We start from the raw sequence: 13,685 nt of genomic DNA, 5'->3' as shown, positions 1-13,685 counted from the left end.
CCCTCGCCCGGTTGATCTGCCGTCAGGACTCGGTGCGGTACATCAGGTCCGTCTCGTAGGTGGAGAAGCCCAGCCGCTCGTACACCGACAGGGCCGCCGGGTTGTCCGCGTCGACGTAGAGCATCGCGGTCGGCAGGCCCTCGGCCGCCAGGTGGCGCAGCCCGATCGCGGTGAGCGCCTTGCCGAGGCCGCCGCCCTGGGCGTCGGGGCGGATGCCGACGACGTACACCTCGCCGAGCCGCTCCTCCGCGTGCACCTTGGTCCAGTGGAAGCCGATCAGCTCGCCGTCGCGCTCGGCCAGGAAGAAGCCCTTCGGGTCGAACCAGGGCTCGGCCTTGCGGTCGTCCAGGTCCTGCTGGGTGAGTGACCCCTGCTCGGGGTGGTGGGCGAAGGAGGCGCCGTTGACCGCGAGCCAGGCCGTGTCGTCCTCGCCGGGCACGAAGGTGCGGACGGTGACGCCCGGCGGCAGCACCGGCTCGGCGATGTCGAGCGGTTCCAACGGGCGGCGCAGCTGGCGCAGTTCGCGGAAGAGGGAGAGCCCGAGCACCTGGGCGAGGTGCCGGGCGGCAGCCTTGCCGCCGTGTGCCCAGACCCGCAGCCGCTTCCCGGTCGCCGCGAGCAGGGCGGCGCCCAGGGCCCGCCCGTGCCCGTGGCCGCGGTGGGCCGGGTGGACGACGAACTCGGCGGCCGGTGCCTCGACCGGGTCGGTGTCCTCGAGCTGGGCGTATCCGGCGAGGACCCCGTCCGCGGTGAGCAGGAAGTGCCGGACGCCCGCACGGTGTCCGCCCCGGAGCTGGAGCCGCCCCTGCTCCGAGACGGCCTGCCGGCCGTCGGCCCGAGCGGCCTCGCCGAGGAGTGCGGACACGGCCTCCGCCTGTCCGGGGGTGAGTGCGTCCAGGGTCTCGATCTCGCGCCCGGGGGCGGGCAGGGGTGCGTCAGTCGTCATGGGTACGAGCGTACGGCCGCCCGGTGGGGCGTTCCATGCCCTCGGCCCCCCGCTGCGCCGGGAACGCCTCACCGGGCGAGGCGGTGTCCGGCCCCGGCCCGCCGGACACCGCCCGGGCCGTTACCGGGCTTCCTCGAAGGTGGGCACGGAGTAACCGGAACGCCCGGTGGTGAGCTTCACGGTCTTGAAACCGCCGTCGCCGTCACCGCCGTACTTGCTCCAGAACTGGCAGGTGTAGCCGGTGTCGGTCTCCCAGTCGACGGCCTTCGCCACGGGAAGCTCCTGGCAGGAGAGCCTGCTCGCGTCGCTGCGCCCGGACCCGGCGCCGTAGCGGTCGTGGAACTCGTCGTACACCAGCTTCGCGACGAGCACGCCCTTGCCCGCCTCGGCGGTGTAGGAGGTGATGAAGCTGCCCTCGCGGTACGAGTCGCTGATCGTGACCTCGAAGGGGATCTCGGCCCCCTCGTAGGTCACGGTGCACCGGGAGACGGCCGAGGCCTTCTGCGTCACACCGTCCGGGCAGTCGGCCGCGGTCGTGCCGGGCGTCCTCGTGGTGGAGAGGACCGATTCGCGCAGCCGGTGCTCGACCTGCTCGGTGAACGAGGCGCCCTGCGCGGGCTTCGGGGTGATCTTGAGTCCCTCGTCGCCGCTCTTGAGCACCTCCTTCTGCGGGCCGTCGATGACGACCGCGAGGTCGTCCTGGGACGGGGCGGCGGCCTCGGTGCCGGTGTCGTCGTCATGGGAGCCGGATCCGGAGCCGGAGCCGTGTCCCGAACGCGACTTCCCGTGGCTCCCGGAGCTCCCGGAGCCGCCGCTGTCGCCGCAGCCGGCGGTGAGCAGGCCGGCGGCGAGCAGCGCGACCAGAATCTTCGAATTCCTCATGGGGCGGAGAGTAGGGGGCCCCGCCGACACGCCGTCCGGACCGGCGAGGCCGCGCGGAAGCCCGCTTCCGGCCGGAATCACGGCATATAGAGGGGCGGAAATGGCTGGAAAACGCTGTGGGGCGGACGAGTTCGGCGGTCCTCGGGGATCGGGTTGTGGCGCTCCCGTCGTGCAACCGTGACAGTGACAAGCCGTCAGCGGTCCGGTCCGGCAGGGATGCGGTATATGCCGACTGTGCGGCTTTCGGACCCGGAAGCAACCAGCTCGTAACCACCGGAACCCTGTCGCGCTACGCGCGTTGACCTTAGGCTGCGGCAGCAGGATCCAGACATACCTGATCACCCACCACCCTCCGCTGGACTCACAAGGGGACCGATGTCAGCGACTCCACATCCGCAGAAGAACCGTGCGCCCCGACGGGTGCTCGCCGTGGCGGCCGGGCTGGCCACCGCCGGCGCGCTCGTCGCCGCGATGCCGGCCGGCGCCCATGACCGGGGGAACGGGCACGGCGGGCCGTCCCGCACGGTCGACGTGCAGTTGCTGTCCTTCAACGACCTGCACGGCAACCTGGAGCCGCCGGCCGGGTCCGCGGGTTCGGTCAGCGAGAAGCAGCCCGACGGCACGGTGAAGTCCGTACCGGCCGGCGGCGTCGAGTACCTGGCGACCTCGCTGCGCACCGCGCGCGAGGGCAACCCGTACTCCGTCACCGCGGCCGGCGGCGACATGGTGGGGGCGAGCCCGCTGCTGTCGGGCCTCTTCCACGACGAGCCCACCATCGAGGCGCTGAACAAGCTGGACCTCGACGTGACGGCGGTCGGCAACCACGAGTTCGACGAGGGCGCCACGGAGCTGGCCCGCCTCCAGAACGGCGGCTGCCACCCGAGCGAGGGCTGCTACGAGGAGGGCAGGACCTTCGAGGGGGCCGACTTCCCCTACCTCGCCGCCAACGTGACGGACGAGAAGACCGGGAAGCCGGTCCTCGCGCCCTACACCGTGTGGGAGAAGGACGGCGTCAGGATCGGCTTCATCGGGGTGACCCTGGAGGGCACGCCCGACATCGTCACGGCCAACGGCGTCAAGGGCCTGAAGTTCCACGACGAGATCGAGACCGTCAACAAGTACGCCAGGGAGCTGGACCGGCAGGGCGTCAAGTCCATCGTCGCGCTGATCCACGAAGGCGGGGCCCCGGCCTCCTCCGCGTACAACTACGACTGCGACAGCCCGGGCGCCGGCGACGGGATCTCCGGGCCGGTCGTGGACATCGCCAAGGGCATCACGCCGAAGGTCGACGCCCTGGTCACCGGCCACACCCACCAGGCGTACGTCTGCACGGTCCCGGACCCGGCGGGCAACCCGCGCATGGTCACCTCGGCCTCGTCGTTCGGCAAGGTCTACACCGACACGACCCTCACCTACGACCGCCGCACCCAGGACATCGTCCGTACGTCGGTGAAGTCGGCCAACCACGTCGTCAGCCGCGACCAGGCCAAGGCCGCCGACATGACGGAGCTGATCGACCGCTGGAACACGCTCGCCGCGCCGATCGCCGGCCGCCCGCAGGGCTACATCTCCGCCGACATCGACGGGCGCGGCTCCACCGCCCTGGAGAAGCCGCTCGGCAACCTGATCGCGGACGCCCAGCTGGAGGGCCTGGCCCCCGAGGACAAGGGCGGCGCGGTCGTCGCCCTCATGAACCCGGGCGGTATCCGCTCCGACCTGGTGTACGCGGCGTCCGGTGCCGAGGGCGACGGTGTGGTGACCTACGGCGAGGCGTTCACCGTCCAGCCGTTCACCAACATGATGAACGTCGTCGACCTCACCGGCGCGCAGCTGGTCGCCGCGCTCCAGCAGCAGGTCAGCGGCTCCAACGAGGCGTCGCCGAAGATCCTCCAGGTCTCGGAGGGCCTCACCTACACGCTGGACATGACCCGGACCGGCGCGGACCGGGTGGTCACCGGCACCATCCGCCTGAACGGTGAGGCGATCGACCCGGCGAAGACCTACCGCGTCGCGATGAACGAGTTCCTCGCGGGCGGCGGCGACGGCTTCGCCGCCCTCGGCCAGGGCACGGACAAGCTGGTCGGCCCGTCCGACCTGGACCTGTTCAACGCCTATCTGGCGGCCCACTCCACGGCCGGCGCCCCGCTGGCCCCGCCGGCCACGGACCGGATCACGCTCGTGCGGTAGCACCACCCGTCCGGTGCCCCCGCACCGGGACACCACCCCGGCCCCACGGCCGGCCCGAGGACCGGCGGCCCGCCACCCCCAGGTGGCGGGCCGCCGTCGTGTTCACGCGGGACCGGGGCCGGGGTTCCCGCGGTCCCCCGGCCCGCGCTCCGGCGCACGCCCTGTTCTGCATTTGACGTGCACCCGCCATAATTCAGGCCCGCCCCCACGGCCCACGGAGACGCATCCGCATGAGTCCGTACACCGCCACGCGCCGCACCCTCCTCACCGGAGCACTGGCCGCCGCCACCGGAGTCCTCCTCGGCGGGGCCCCCGCCCGGGCCGCCTCCGCCAGGGTGCTGGGAACCCGGGACTGGATGGGCGGGATCGCCGGCGCCACCGCGCTGCGGGACCTGACGATCCCCGGCACGCACGACTCCGGGGCGCGCCACGGCGGTCCGTGGGCGGAGTGCCAGGACACCACGGTCGCCCAGCAGCTCGACAGCGGCATCCGCTTCCTCGACGTCCGCTGCCGGATCACCGGCGACGCCTTCGCGATCCATCACGGTGCCGCCTACCAGAACATGATGTTCGGCGACGTCCTCGCCGCCTGCCGCGACTTCCTGGCCGCGCATCCCTCGGAGACCGTCCTGATGCGGGTCAAGCAGGAGTACTCGCAGGAGAGCGACGCCGCGTTCCGGCAGGTCTTCGACCGCTACCTCGACGCCAAGGGGTGGCGCCCGCTCTTCCGCCTGGACCCCGCGCTGCCGGACCTGGGCGGAGCCCGCGGCAAGGTCGTCCTGCTCGCCGACAACGGCGGCCTGCCGGGCGTCCGGTACGCCGACCCGGAGGTCTTCGACATCCAGGACGACTACATGGCCGAGCCGTTCGCCAAGTACCCGAAGACGGAAGCCCAGTTCCGCAAGGCCGTGCGGCAGCCGGGCAAGCTGTTCATGAACTACGTCAGCACCTCCGCCCTGATGCCCCCGCGCTGGAACGCCGACCGGCTCAACCCGCGGGTGCACGCCTTCCTCGACGGGCCGGAGGCGGCGGACTGGACCGGCCTCGGCATCGTCCCGCTGGACTACCCGGCGACCCGCCCCGGCCTGGTGGAGTCCCTGATCCGGCACAACCCGGCGGGCTGAGGCGTCCGTACGGCGAAGCGGAACGGGCGCCGCCGCCCGCACGGCCTGCTGGACGGGCAGGCTGCCGGCGGTGCGCCGCGGTCCGCCGCGGAGTTCCGCCGCGGGATCTGGCCCCCGCTCTCACCCCGTCCCCGTCCCCGTCTCCGTCCCCGGCGGCGGCGTGGGCGCCCCCGGCAGCCGGACCGTGGCGACCGTGCCCGGCCCCTCCTCGGCCGGGCGCAGGGTGATCTCGCCGCCGGCCTGCTGGACCGTGCGGGCCACGATGGACAGGCCCAGGCCCGAGCCGGGGAGCTGGCGGGCGGACGGGGAGCGCCAGAAGCGTTCGAAGACGTGCGGGAGGTCCTCGGCGGGGATGCCGGGGCCGTGGTCCCGGACGGTGAGCTGCCCCCGGTGCAGGGTGACCTCGATGGTGCCGCCCCTCGGGCTGAACTTGACCGCGTTGTCCAGGATGTTGACCAGCGCGCGTTCCAGCGCCGCCGGTTCGGCGCGTACGTACCAGGGGGCCAGTTCGTCCGTGACGGTCAGTTCCGGGCCGCGCAGCCGGGCGCGCCGCAGGGCGGTGCGGGTGATGTCGTGCAGGGCGACGACCTGGAGCGGGCCCGGCTGGGCGGCGTCGGGGCGGGAGAGCTCCTGGAGGTCGCCGATGAGAGCGGCCAGTTCGGTCATCTGGGCCTTGACCGAGGCCATCAGGGCCCTGCGGTCGTCGGGCGGGATGGCCCGGCCGGTCTCGTCGCTGCGGGCCAGCAGCTCGATGTTCGTACGGAGCGAGGTCAGCGGGGTGCGCAGTTCGTGGCCGGCGTCCGCGATGAGCTGCGACTGCCGGTCGCGGGAGGTGGCCAGCGAGCTGGTCATGGTGTTGAAGGAGCGGGAGAGCCGGGCGATCTCGTCCTCGCCCTCGACCGGGATCCGGACGGTGAGGTCCTCGGTACGGGCGACGTGCTCCACGGCGTGCGCGAGTTCGTCGACGGGCCGCAGCCCGGAGCGCGCGACCCAGAGCCCGGCGGCGCCCGCGCCGAGGACACCGATGCCGGCGACCAGGACCAGGACCCAGGCGAGCGAGGAGAGCGGGCCGGTGACCTCGCTCTCCTGGCGGGCCACGGACACGGCGTAGATCTCGCCCGAGGCGCGCAGCACCACGCGGTAGGTGTAGATGCGCATCTTCTTGCCGGCGGTGTCGGTGCCCGAGTACAGCACGTCCTGCCGCTCGTCGCCCGCGACGGCCAGGTCCGCGCCGGTCGGGTTGATGGGGGCGCTGCCGGGGCTCTCGCAGACGGTGCCCGAGGCGTCGATGATCTGGAGGCTGTACGAGCCGGGGGCGCGCAGCGGTTTGCGCCCGGTGCCCCGGCAGCCGGACAGCAGTTCCTCCACGAGGGACTTGTCGACGGCCGGGGAGTTGCGCAGGGAGCGGTCCAGCTGGTCGTTCAGCTGGTCCCGGGTGACGAACCAGCACGCCGTGGCGACCGCCGCGACCGCGAGCGCGACCGCCGTCGCGACCAGCAGGGCGAGGCGTGAGCGGAGCGGGAGGGCGCGCAGCCGGCGGGGGAGGCCGGTCACCCGTCACCGCCGCCGGACCGCAGGGCGTAGCCGACACCGCGCACGGTGTGGACCAGGCGGGGCTCTCCGCCGGCCTCGGTCTTGCGCCGCAGGTACATCACGTACACGTCCAGGGAGTTGGAGCTGGGCTCGAAGTCGAAGCCCCAGACGGCCTTGAGGATCTGCTCCCGGGTCAGCACCTGCCGGGGGTGGGCCAGGAACATCTCCAGGAGGGTGAATTCGGTGCGGGTCAGTTCGACCCGGCGGGTGCCGCGGGTGACCTCGCGGGTGTTCAGGTCCATCCGGAGGTCCGCGAAGGACAGGACGTTCTCGTCGGCCGGGGCGCTCCCCGCCGCCACCGCGTACGAGCTGCGGCGCAGCAGGGCGCGGATGCGGGCGAAGAGCTCGTCCAGCTCGAAGGGCTTGACGAGGTAGTCGTCGGCGCCGGCGTCGAGACCGGTGACCCGGTCGCCGACGGTGTCACGGGCGGTGAGCATCAGGATGGGGGTGGTGGAGCCGGTGGAGCGGATACGGCGGGCGGCGGTGAGCCCGTCCATGCGGGGCATCTGGATGTCCAGCACGATCAGGTCGGGTTCGTACGCCTCGGCCCTGGCCAGGGCGTCGTACCCGTCCACGGCGACCTCGGTGCCGTAGCCCTCGAAGGCGAGGGAACGCCGGAGGGCCTCACGCACCGCGGGTTCGTCGTCGACGATCAGGATGCGCTGCGGATCGTCTTCGGCGGGGCTCATCGCTTACTCGTCCTCTTCCTTCCGGCGGCACGGGGGATCAGCCTCGCACGGGCGGGGGCGCCGTACCGCTCTGCCCGGCGGCCCGCCGCACCGGCTTCTCAGGAGCCGTCGCCGGAGCGCAGTCCGTCCAGATCCGCCTTGACGGTGTCGACCGGGATGGCGAAACCGAGGCCCACGCTGCCGGCGGCGGAGCTGCCGGAGGCGCTGGAGGAACTGGGGGAGTACATGGCGGAGTTGATGCCGATGATCTCACCGTCCATGTTGATGAGGGCACCGCCGGAGTTCCCCGGGTTGAGCGAGGCGTCGGTCTGGATCGCCTTGTACGTCGTCGTGGAGGAGCCGGTGTCGCCGTTGAACTCCCGGCCGCCGAACTCGAAGGGCCAGTCCCCGCCGCCCGGTTGTCCCTGTCCCTGGTCCCCGCCGCCGGTGTCGTCGTCCTTGGCGACCGTGACGTCCCGGTCCAGGGCCGAGACGATGCCGCTGGTGACGGTGCCGGTGAGGCCCTCGGGCGACCCGATCGCCACCACCTCGTCCCCGACCTCCACGGAGGAGGAGTCGCCGAGCGTGGCGGTCTTGAGCCCGCTCGCGCCCTGGAGCCTGATGAGCGCCAGGTCCTTGGCGGCGTCGGTGCCCACCACGTCGGCGGTGTACGTCTTGCCGGTGCTGAGGGCCACCTCGATCCGCGAGGCGCCGGAGATCACGTGGTTGTTCGTGACGATCTCGCCGTCCGGGGTGATGACGACCCCGGAGCCGGTGGCCTCGCCGGAGCCGGACACCGCGCTGATCTCGACGATCGCCGGGGAGACGGCCTGCGCCACCCCCGCGACGGTGCCCGCGCTGCGCTGCGAGACGGTGGTGCCGCTGACGGCGCTGCCGGCGCCCGGGGTGCCCGGGCCGCCGCCGGAGAGTTCACCGACGAGGGCGGCGGAGCCGCCGCCGATCGCCGCGGCGACGATGGCCACGGCCGCCAGCAGGGCCACGGGCCGCCCGGCCCGGCGCCCACGCTCCGGGGGCCCGGCGTCCGGGCCGGTCCCGGCGGCAGCCGGAGCGGGCCAGGTCCCGGGGGCGCCCGGGGCGGACCGGGTGGGCGCGCCGGGGGCCCCGACGGTCCCGGCCTGCGGCGGGGGCCCGTACGCCGGCGGCGGCGGGTAGGCCGCCTCGCCGTTGCCGTACGAGGGGTACATCGGGTACTCGCCGCTCGGGCGGTGGCTGTCGGTCATGACGACGAGAGTGGTCGGCGAAGATGAGAACGGTCTGAGTACGTCCTGAGAAGCCCGGCAGAACCGTGTATGCCCGATGTAAAGGGCGGCGGCGCCGGCCGGTGCTCACCGCAGGAGCTGCGACGGCTCCCCGCAGCCGCAGGACCGCCGGACGACCAGGGCGGACGGGAACTGCTTCAGCCGCTCCCGCCGGGAGCCGGAGACCCGCAGCGAGTCGTCGAGCACCAGGTCCACCGCCGCCCGTGCCATCGCCGGGCGGTCCGAGAAGACCGTCGTCAGCGGCGGGTCGGTCAGACCCGCCTCCTTCACGTCGTCGAAGCCCGCGACGGCGAGCTCGCCGGGCACGTCGATCCGCAGCTCGCGCGCGGCCCGCAGCACACCGATCGCCTGGTCGTCGGTCGAGCAGAAGATCGCCGGCGGCCGCTCCGGCCCCGCCAGCAGCTTCAGCGCCACCTGGTAGGCGTCGTAGCGGTTGAACGGGGCGTGCAGGAGCCGGCCCTCGGTGGACAGCCCCGCCTCGTGCATCGCCCGGCGCCAGCCCTCGATGTGGTCGGCGACCGGGTCGCCGACCACCGGGGTGGACTCCATGCCGCCGAGGCAGGCCACATAGGCGTTGCCGTGTTCCAGCAGGTGGCGGGTGGCGAGCTGGGCGCCGCCGATGTCGTCGGTGACGACCGCGACGTCGTCGATCGCCTCGGGCCGCTCGTGCAGCAGGACCACCCGGGCGTCCCACGCCTCTATCTCCGCGGCGGCCCGCTCGCTGGGGCCCTGGCTGACCAGGATCAGCCCGGAGACCCGCATGCCGAGGAAGGCCCGCAGATAGTGGACCTCGCGCTCGTCGCGGTAGTCGGAGTTGCCGACGAGCACCATCTTCCCGCGCTCGGCGGCGGCCTGTTCGACCGCGTGCGCCATCTCCGCGAAGAACGGCTGCCGCGCGTCCGGCACGATCATCCCTATGAGATCGGTCCGCCGTGACGCCATGGCCTGGGCGACCCGGTCCGGCCGGTAGCCCAGCTCCTTGATCGCGGCGAGTACCCGCTCGCGCGTGGCCGGGGCGACCGGCCTGGGTCCGTTGTTGATGACGTAGCTGACGACCGCTGTCGAGGTCCCCGCCAGTCTCGCCACATCGTCCCGCGTCACCTTGGCCACGCGCGGCAGTCTACGCGGATCGACCTACCGCTTGGCAGGCCGGACCGGGGCTTCTTCCGTAATCTTCGCTTCCGCTGACTGCTCCGAGCGGGTGACGGTCTCCTCGGCCGCCTTCGGGGCCTTCTTGGCCTTGCCCTCCTCGGCGGACCGTTCGGCCTTCTCGGGGGTGACGAAGCGGTAGCCGACGTTGCGGACGGTGCCGATCAGGGACTCGTGCTCGGGGCCCAGCTTCGCGCGCAGCCGCCGGACGTGGACGTCGACCGTCCGGGTGCCGCCGAAGTAGTCGTAGCCCCAGACCTCCTGGAGGAGCTGGGCGCGGGTGAAGACCCGGCCCGGGTGCTGGGCGAGGTACTTGAGCAGCTCGAACTCCTTGAAGGTCAGGTCCAGGACCCGGCCCTTCAGCTTGGCGCTGTACGTCGCCTCGTCCACCGACAGGTCGCCGTTGCGGATCTCCATGGGGGAGTCGTCGGCGGTGATCTGCTGGCGGCCGGTGGCCAGCCGCAGCCGGGCCTCGACCTCGGCGGGGCCCGCCGTGTCCAGCAGGACGTCGTCGATGCCCCAGTCGGCGGTGACGGCCGCGAGGCCGCCCTCGGTGACGACCAGGATCAGCGGACAGCCCGGCCCGGTGGACCGCAGGAGCTGGCACAGGGAACGCACCTGCGGAAGGTCGCGCCGCCCGTCGACGAGGATGACGTCGGCACCCGGGGTGTCGACGAGCGCGGGTCCCTCGGCGGGGGCGACCCGCACGCTGTGGAGCAGCAGACCGAGGGCGGGGAGCACCTCCGTCGACGGCTGGAGGGCGTTGGTGAGAAGCAGCAGTGAACTCATCGCCGCCCACCTGCCAAGGTCGTCGGTCGATCGTGCACGGTTCGCTCGCCCATTACGTAGGTCCTCCTCGTTCCCGCGACAGGGGCACTCCCGGGCCTGGCCCGGAGGAGTCTGCGGCACTGCTTTCGTATGCCCGTATCACTTTCGCCCGGGGGCGGAGGCAATACGGTTTTCACGGGTGCGCCCCCCTCCGCGGGGAGCGCTGAGCTTGTGGAAACGTTGCCGTAACAACGTCCGGAAAGCACAAAAGGACCCGGGGGCTGCATTGCCCGGATCCTCTTCGCAGCAGAATAGCCCACATGAGTTCTGTGTCCGAGGGTTGTTTCCTGAGTACTTCTGTTCCCTCGATCACGCCGGGTCCCCGCCGGGCCACATTGCTGACTGATGACGGTGTGCGTATCGAGGCGGTGTACAGCCCGTGTACGGCGGTTGCCGGGGCCGGGCCGGACGGCCCGGACGGCGGTACGGCGGTGGTCCTGGCGCACGGGTTCACCGGCAGCGTCGACCGGCCGGCGCTGCGGCGTGCCGTGGAGGTGTTCGCCCAGCGTGCGGCCGTGATCACTTTCTCCTTCCGGGGCCACGGAAAGTCCGGCGGACGGTCCACCGTGGGGGACCGGGAGGTACTCGATCTGGCCGCCGCCGTCGCCTGGGCGCGGTCGATGGGGCACCGGCGGATCGTTACGGTCGGCTTCTCGATGGGCGGTTCGGTGGTGCTCCGGCACGCCGCTTTGTATACGCGGCCGGACGCCGCGGATTCCCCCGTACCGGAATCGGGCGGAGAGGCAGGACGGGTGGCGGTACGGCACACCGGGGCGCGGAAGAGGCGCGCGGGGGCGCATACGGACGCGGTGGTCGCGGTCAGCGCACCGGCCCGCTGGTACTACCGGGGCACGGCCCCGATGCGCCGGCTGCACTGGGTGGTCACCCGCCCCGCCGGGCGGCTCGTCGGCCGGTACGGCTTCGGCACGCGGATCCACACCCGGGACTGGGACCCGGTGCCCCTCTCCCCCGTCGAGGCGGTCCCGCTCGTCCGGGTGCCGCTGCTGATCGTGCACGGTGACAGGGACCCGTACTTCCCGCTCGACCACCCGCGCATGCTGGCCGCGGCGTCGGACGGCCGGGCGGAACTGTGGCTGGAGCGGGGGATGGGGCACGCGGAGAACGCGGCGGACGAGGGGCTGCTCTCCCGCATCGGGGACTGGGCCGCTTCGGTGTGACCGGTGTGTGACTGATGATGGACAGCTGACGGACGAGGAAAGGGGTGCCGCCATGGCAGCGGGAACGATCCGCTACTGGGCCGCGGCCAAGGCCGCCGCGGGGACAGCCGAGGAGCCGTACGCGGCCTCGACGCTCGCCGAGGCGCTCGACGGGGTGCGCGAGCGGCATCCCGGCGAGCTGACGCGTGTGCTGCTCAGATGTTCGTTCCTGGTGGACGGGAATCCGGTGGGCACCCGCGGCCATGAGACCGTACGGCTTGCCGAGGGCGGCACGGTCGAGGTGCTCCCGCCGTTCGCAGGAGGGTGAGACCGAGGACCATGAGCAACGACGAACAGCGGTACGGGCAGGGGTACCCCGATCAGGGGGCCCGCCCGTACGACGCCCACCAGCACGACGCCCACCCGTACGACGCCCCTCCCGGGCCGGAGGCGGCCAGGTGGCCCGAGAGCCAGGACCAGGGGCAGTGGCAGGGCGACCCGCAGGGGTACGGCGATCCGGGGGCCGCCCAGACCTGGCAGGGGCAGACCTGGGACACCCGCTACCAGCCCACGGTCCGGCCGCAGGCGTCCCCCGCCGCGCAGCCCCCGGAAGCCGGCCCGTACCCCTACCCGGACCCGTATACCCCCCCGGGCCCGGACCCTTACGGCCACGCCGCGCCGCAGCACCCCGCCGCCGCGTACCCGGAACCGTCCGGCCCCCCGGCGCCCGTGTACGACGGGGCCCCCTACGCCCAGGCGCCGTACGACGGGGCCCCGTACGCGCCGTACGACGGCCCGGCGTACGACGGGGCGCCCCGTCCGGACGCGCGGCAGCAGCCGTACCCGGCCCAGGAGTACCCGGCCCAGGAGTACCCGGACCGGCCGTATCCGGCCGGTGCTCCGGCGCCCGCCGCCGGGACCTTCGCGCCGCAGGGCGGCGGAGGGGCCCCGCTGCCCCCCGAGGCCCCGGCGCCCCCCACGGCCCCCGCACCGCCCGCCCCCGCGCCGGCCGCCGCCCCAGCGCCGGCCCCCGGGGCCTCCGCTCCGGCGGCGGCCGGGGCCGACGGGTACGGGCCCGCCACGACCCTGGGCAACAGCCGTGTCACCGATGCCCAGCGGGCCCGTGCCGAGGGGCGGTCGCCGGTCATCGCGCCCGGTATGCAGCCCGCCGCGATCACCGCGGCGCTGGGTCTGCTCCTCGCCGCGGGCGCGGCGGTCGGGCAGTACGCCCTGGCCGTCCCGCTGGTCCTGCTGCAGGCGGTCACCGCGGCCGGCTGGTTCCGGCTGAACGGGATGTGGCCGGCCCGCCAGGGCATCGCGCTCGCGTTCGCGGGCGGCTTCGCCGCGGACGTGGTGCTGCTGGCGGTGGGCCGGGAGAACGGCCCGGCGGCCCTCCTGGGCACGCTCGGTGTCTGGGTGCTCCTGACGCTCGTACTCCAGCTCCGCTCCCGCGCCGGGGCCGACGAGAGGCTGTACGGACTGACCGCCACCCTGGTCTCCGCCGCGCTCGCGGTGCTGGCCGCAGGGCATCTGGCGGCCGTGCCGGACGCGGTGGTCGTGGGGGCGTTCGCGGTCGCGGTGGCCGTACCGGTGAGGGCCCTCCCGCTGACCGGGCCCGCCTCGGTGGCCGTGGCGCTGCTCGCCGCGACGGGGGCCGGTGCCGCGGCGGGCGCCCTCACCGGCCTGGGGGCCCAGGCCGCGCTCCTCGGATTCGCGGCCGGCGGCTGCGCGCTGATCGGCCTGCGGGTGGCGAGCTACGACTACCCGTCGCGCTTCGTCCACATGACGGCCGGTGTGGCTCTTCCCCTGACGGCGGCCGCGCCCGCCGTCTACCTGATCGGGCGGGTACTCGTCTGAGGAAGCACCGTCCG

The 13,685-nt window shown here is 73.4% G+C and carries 12 protein-coding genes; 5 read left to right on the top strand and 7 right to left on the bottom strand.

Annotated elements, in window-relative coordinates:
- Positions 1-22: 22 nt before the first annotated feature.
- The gene (mshD, locus tag CP967_RS15645) at positions 23-946 is read right to left on the bottom strand and encodes a mycothiol synthase (protein ID WP_150488577.1); all 924 of its coding nucleotides are present in this window, start codon (positions 944-946) and stop codon (positions 23-25) included.
- A 120-nt stretch (positions 947-1,066) separates the two neighbouring features.
- A complete protein-coding gene (locus CP967_RS15640; protein WP_150488576.1) occupies positions 1,067-1,828 on the bottom strand; it encodes a hypothetical protein in 762 nt (253 codons plus the stop codon).
- Between the two features lie 375 nt (positions 1,829-2,203).
- Between CP967_RS15640 and CP967_RS15635 the strand changes: the two genes are divergently transcribed.
- Both CP967_RS15635 and CP967_RS15630 read left to right on the top strand, forming a co-directional pair.
- Positions 2,204-4,015 carry a bifunctional metallophosphatase/5'-nucleotidase gene (locus CP967_RS15635; RefSeq protein ID WP_150488575.1) on the top strand — a complete coding sequence of 604 codons (1,812 nt, stop codon included), beginning with the start codon at positions 2,204-2,206 and terminating at the stop codon, positions 4,013-4,015.
- Between the two features lie 230 nt (positions 4,016-4,245).
- Positions 4,246-5,139: a phosphatidylinositol-specific phospholipase C gene (locus CP967_RS15630; RefSeq protein WP_150488574.1), complete on the top strand. Its 894-nt coding sequence runs from the start codon at positions 4,246-4,248 to the stop codon at positions 5,137-5,139.
- A 120-nt stretch (positions 5,140-5,259) separates the two neighbouring features.
- On the opposite strand, the gene CP967_RS15625 is transcribed toward CP967_RS15630, so the two are convergent.
- From CP967_RS15625 to CP967_RS15605, 5 genes are all read right to left on the bottom strand, one after another.
- Positions 5,260-6,693 (bottom strand): sensor histidine kinase, encoded by a 1,434-nt coding sequence (locus CP967_RS15625; RefSeq protein WP_150488573.1) that lies wholly within the window; start codon positions 6,691-6,693, stop codon positions 5,260-5,262.
- Positions 6,690-7,421, bottom strand: a complete 732-nt coding sequence (locus CP967_RS15620) for a response regulator transcription factor (protein WP_150488572.1) — start codon at positions 7,419-7,421, stop codon at positions 6,690-6,692. The genes CP967_RS15625 and CP967_RS15620 overlap by 4 nt, the downstream gene beginning before the upstream one ends.
- Positions 7,422-7,519: 98 nt before the next feature.
- Entirely contained in the window at positions 7,520-8,641 is a 1,122-nt protein-coding gene (locus CP967_RS15615; RefSeq protein WP_150488571.1) for a S1C family serine protease, read from the bottom strand.
- A 105-nt stretch (positions 8,642-8,746) separates the two neighbouring features.
- Positions 8,747-9,790 (bottom strand): LacI family DNA-binding transcriptional regulator, encoded by a 1,044-nt coding sequence (locus CP967_RS15610; protein ID WP_150488570.1) that lies wholly within the window; start codon positions 9,788-9,790, stop codon positions 8,747-8,749.
- 24 nt (positions 9,791-9,814) lie between these two features.
- On the bottom strand, positions 9,815-10,618 hold the full coding sequence (locus CP967_RS15605) for a response regulator transcription factor (protein WP_150488569.1): 804 nt from the start codon (positions 10,616-10,618) through the stop codon (positions 9,815-9,817).
- A 299-nt stretch (positions 10,619-10,917) separates the two neighbouring features.
- Between CP967_RS15605 and CP967_RS15600 the strand changes: the two genes are divergently transcribed.
- From CP967_RS15600 to CP967_RS15590, 3 genes are read left to right on the top strand one after another with little or no spacing between them, the layout of a single operon-like run.
- A complete protein-coding gene (locus tag CP967_RS15600) occupies positions 10,918-11,835 on the top strand; it encodes an alpha/beta hydrolase (RefSeq protein ID WP_150488568.1) in 918 nt (305 codons plus the stop codon).
- Positions 11,836-11,887: 52 nt separating this feature from the next.
- Positions 11,888-12,142 carry a MoaD/ThiS family protein gene (locus tag CP967_RS15595; RefSeq protein ID WP_150488567.1) on the top strand — a complete coding sequence of 85 codons (255 nt, stop codon included), beginning with the start codon at positions 11,888-11,890 and terminating at the stop codon, positions 12,140-12,142.
- An 11-nt stretch (positions 12,143-12,153) separates the two neighbouring features.
- Positions 12,154-13,671: a hypothetical protein gene (locus CP967_RS15590; RefSeq protein ID WP_150488566.1), complete on the top strand. Its 1,518-nt coding sequence runs from the start codon at positions 12,154-12,156 to the stop codon at positions 13,669-13,671.
- Positions 13,672-13,685: the final 14 nt, after the last annotated feature.

The organism is Streptomyces nitrosporeus, from assembly GCF_008704555.1.
In the GTDB taxonomy this organism is placed as follows: Bacteria; Actinomycetota; Actinomycetes; order Streptomycetales; family Streptomycetaceae; genus Streptomyces; species Streptomyces nitrosporeus.
The sequence above is the reverse complement of the archived record's forward strand: the minus strand, read 5'-3'. Positions and strand labels throughout refer to the sequence as shown.

Bases quoted from the DNA above. Each gene is read 5' to 3' on its own strand.
- CP967_RS15635 (WP_150488575.1), top strand. From the start codon at position 2,204: ATGTCAGCGACTCCACATCCGCAGAAGAACCGTGCGCCCCGACGGGTG.
- CP967_RS15630 (WP_150488574.1), top strand. From the start codon at position 4,246: ATGAGTCCGTACACCGCCACGCGCCGCACCCTCCTCACCGGAGCACTG.
- CP967_RS15600 (WP_150488568.1), top strand. From the start codon at position 10,918: ATGAGTTCTGTGTCCGAGGGTTGTTTCCTGAGTACTTCTGTTCCCTCG.
- CP967_RS15605 (WP_150488569.1), bottom strand. From the start codon at position 10,618: ATGAGTTCACTGCTGCTTCTCACCAACGCCCTCCAGCCGTCGACGGAG.
- CP967_RS15620 (WP_150488572.1), bottom strand. From the start codon at position 7,421: ATGAGCCCCGCCGAAGACGATCCGCAGCGCATCCTGATCGTCGACGAC.
- CP967_RS15590 (WP_150488566.1), top strand. From the start codon at position 12,154: ATGAGCAACGACGAACAGCGGTACGGGCAGGGGTACCCCGATCAGGGG.
- CP967_RS15640 (WP_150488576.1), bottom strand. From the start codon at position 1,828: ATGAGGAATTCGAAGATTCTGGTCGCGCTGCTCGCCGCCGGCCTGCTC.
- CP967_RS15595 (WP_150488567.1), top strand. From the start codon at position 11,888: ATGGCAGCGGGAACGATCCGCTACTGGGCCGCGGCCAAGGCCGCCGCG.
- CP967_RS15615 (WP_150488571.1), bottom strand. From the start codon at position 8,641: ATGACCGACAGCCACCGCCCGAGCGGCGAGTACCCGATGTACCCCTCG.
- mshD (WP_150488577.1), bottom strand. From the start codon at position 946: ATGACGACTGACGCACCCCTGCCCGCCCCCGGGCGCGAGATCGAGACC.